Annotated in this window: 2 protein-coding genes; both read left to right on the forward strand. The window is 54.4% G+C overall.

Annotated elements, in window-relative coordinates:
• On the forward strand, positions 1 to 742 hold a 742-nt coding region (locus HCUR_RS08245), incomplete at its 5' end, for a hypothetical protein (protein ID WP_165780637.1).
• A partial coding sequence (locus HCUR_RS01810; RefSeq protein WP_129591839.1) for a hypothetical protein occupies positions 729 to 2,599 on the forward strand: 1,871 nt, incomplete at its 3' end. The genes HCUR_RS08245 and HCUR_RS01810, both read left to right, overlap by 14 nt.

Raw genomic sequence — 2,599 nt, forward strand, 5'->3', positions numbered from 1 at the left:
GGATGAAATTTATGAATGGAAAATTCATGCTTTAGGAGGACAAGAAGAAGAGCATTGGAGGAAATTTCTTCCAAAATTTGCAGTAAAAAAAGAGCTTCTCGAAAGGTTAGCCCATTATTTTGAAATGTGGGATCTTGGAGAACGAGAAATTAATTTTTATGAACTTATCGGAGATTTCTATGAATACGAACGGGCTTCTTGGTGTTTCTATTATTTATTTAGAGCGCTGTCTTTCTTAAAAGACCCTTCTTTTATTCCCGAAGTGATGCGGTATTTTCCTCCCGATGGTAAAGAAGCCTGGCCCTGGGATATGAACGGTATGTGGACTGAGCCAATGTTAAGCGTTGTAACGAATGCTCCGGGTTATATGCCTTGGCTCATGCGCTCTTTACATCTACTGCATCCTGGGGCCCGGGGATTTGCTGGTGATTTCATGTTTAGTATGATTTTTCAAACTTTTAGACCTATTACGCCGGAAGTACTTCCCGAGCTTCCCATAGTGGATGCTTTACCCTTGGGGAAGCGGGACCTGGTGTTGAGTCTGTTGGAGGATGGAATTTCGGAATGGAAAAATATATTAGAGCAAGACGAAATAACTCTAAAAAATGCTAATTCCGAACCAGAAATAAATCGAGCGAAAAAAGATGTAGATTCCGCAAAGGAAAGCTTAGCTTGTTATCAATACGTCCGGGGCCAGCTCTTGCTTCTTCCCAAGGAGGTTATTAGCATTGGGCATCGGTAAATTCTTTCGAAAATTATGTTCCTTTTGGGCAGATCGGGAGCCGGGGAGGAAGGAGGATGCGGTATATACGGGCTCCAGCTCGGTATTTCATCCCTCTTGCATTGAGGCGCAGGAGATCTCCGGCCGGGTGGGGGCCATCCTCCATCAGGGCACGCAGATGAAGGGCCAGGGGGTACTGGAGGCGCAGTGCTACCGGTGCATTCCCGGGTATGGGAGCGCCTCTGAATCTTCTCATAATGTATATATACAAGAGCGTCGCCACAGCACCCAGCCGGTGCCCGGGTCCATTGAGGGGGTGCGCGTTGAGCCGTTTACGGATCTCAGCCAGGCCAGCACCGCCATGACTCCGCTGGAAGGGCTCCACCTTTCGCTGCGGCGCGGGGCCTTCCAGGGAACCCAGTTTAAGGGGGAGGTGCGCATTGAGGCTAGGGAGAAGCTCCTTCTGACCCCCGCCCTGGGGCAGGATGGATTTGAGAAGGTTTCGGTGACCCGAGACAGCAAAATTCTCCAGAAAACTCAAGCCAGCCAAGGCCAAGGGGTGGACTACCTGGACTGTTCTGTTCAGGGTCATTTGGCGGTGGATACGCCGCACCTGGAAGTCGTTTCTAAGACGGGCCAGCGCCCCTCGGGTATGGAAATCGTTCCTCGCCCAGAATTTACCGAGATCCACCGCACGGTCGTGCCCTCTATTACTGAAGAATCCCAGAGACCTCGTACTACCTTTAAGCCTGCCTTCAAGGCCGCGTTGGGGGTGGGCGTTGCAGCTCTGGCAGGGGCCAGCGGAGGTCTTGCCTCTGGCGTGCTTGCAGCGTCCGCTCAGGCCTTCATCCAAAAGGGAGGCCTGGAGTCTCTGGCCAATCACGAATCCCTCCAGCTCTCGGATATGCTCAAGGCAGCGGGGAAAAGCCTTGCGGTTCAAGGGCTAAGCTTAGGGATTGGGGACCTGGGAATCGCCGGGAACTTGGCTAAAACGACGGCAGCCCATAGCTTGGTGTATCAGGAAAATCCTGTAAAAACCCTTGCCCGCCAAGGTGTTCTTCAGATCTCCGCCGCAGGAGCCTCAGAGATCGGCCAGGCCTATCGTAGCGGCCTTTCGGGGCTGGAACATAAATTACTCCACGGAGCCCTGGCCATGGCCTCCACTCTCTCCCTCCAGGCTCTGGAAAGCGGTACTGGAGACTGGAATCAGGCTCTTCTGGCGGCGGGAACCACCATGGCGGCGGAGACGTGTGCGCAGGGCGTTACAGAAGGAATTCGAGAGCAGCTGCCTCAAAGAGCCCAGGGGGAAGGGCAGGAGGCCTATACCCAGCGCTGTCAGGAGGCAGCCCAGGCGTTGGCAGGTCGGGCGGTGGCATCGCTAAGAATCCTTCTGGCTACGGGGTTAGCCTTGGCGGGCAAGGATTCCGGAGATATCCAGGCCTGTGACACCGCGGCCACCACTGGCTTGGAGGAAAATTTTGTCACCACCATTCTGGCAGTAGCCTACGATGTAGCCCAGGGCGTAAAAGACGTGGGCGACGAGATCCAGGAGGGCAATTACTGGAGCGCCGCCGCTCAGGGGGCCCTAGCCGCCGGATCCGTAACCTTGGATCTAGCCAGCGCAGGGGTGGGGAGCACCCTGGCCAAGGCAGGGATCCGCTTGGCGCGAAGCGCCTTAAGCAAAGACAAGGGCCCGGGGATACTGAAAAAAGAGGGCGCTCACCCCACCGGTGCCCGCAGAAAAATAGAGGAAAAACAGCGGCAAGAACGGGGGCTGATCCGGGATAAAAAAGCCCCGGCTCCAGAAAATCCAGGGCAAACCGCCCTGCAAAAAGCTGACCAAGAACGGCTGGAGCTGAAGGGACAAAAAAAGGTAGA

It is taken from the genome of Holospora curviuscula, from assembly GCF_002930195.1.
Classification (GTDB): domain Bacteria; phylum Pseudomonadota; class Alphaproteobacteria; order Holosporales; family Holosporaceae; genus Holospora; species Holospora curviuscula.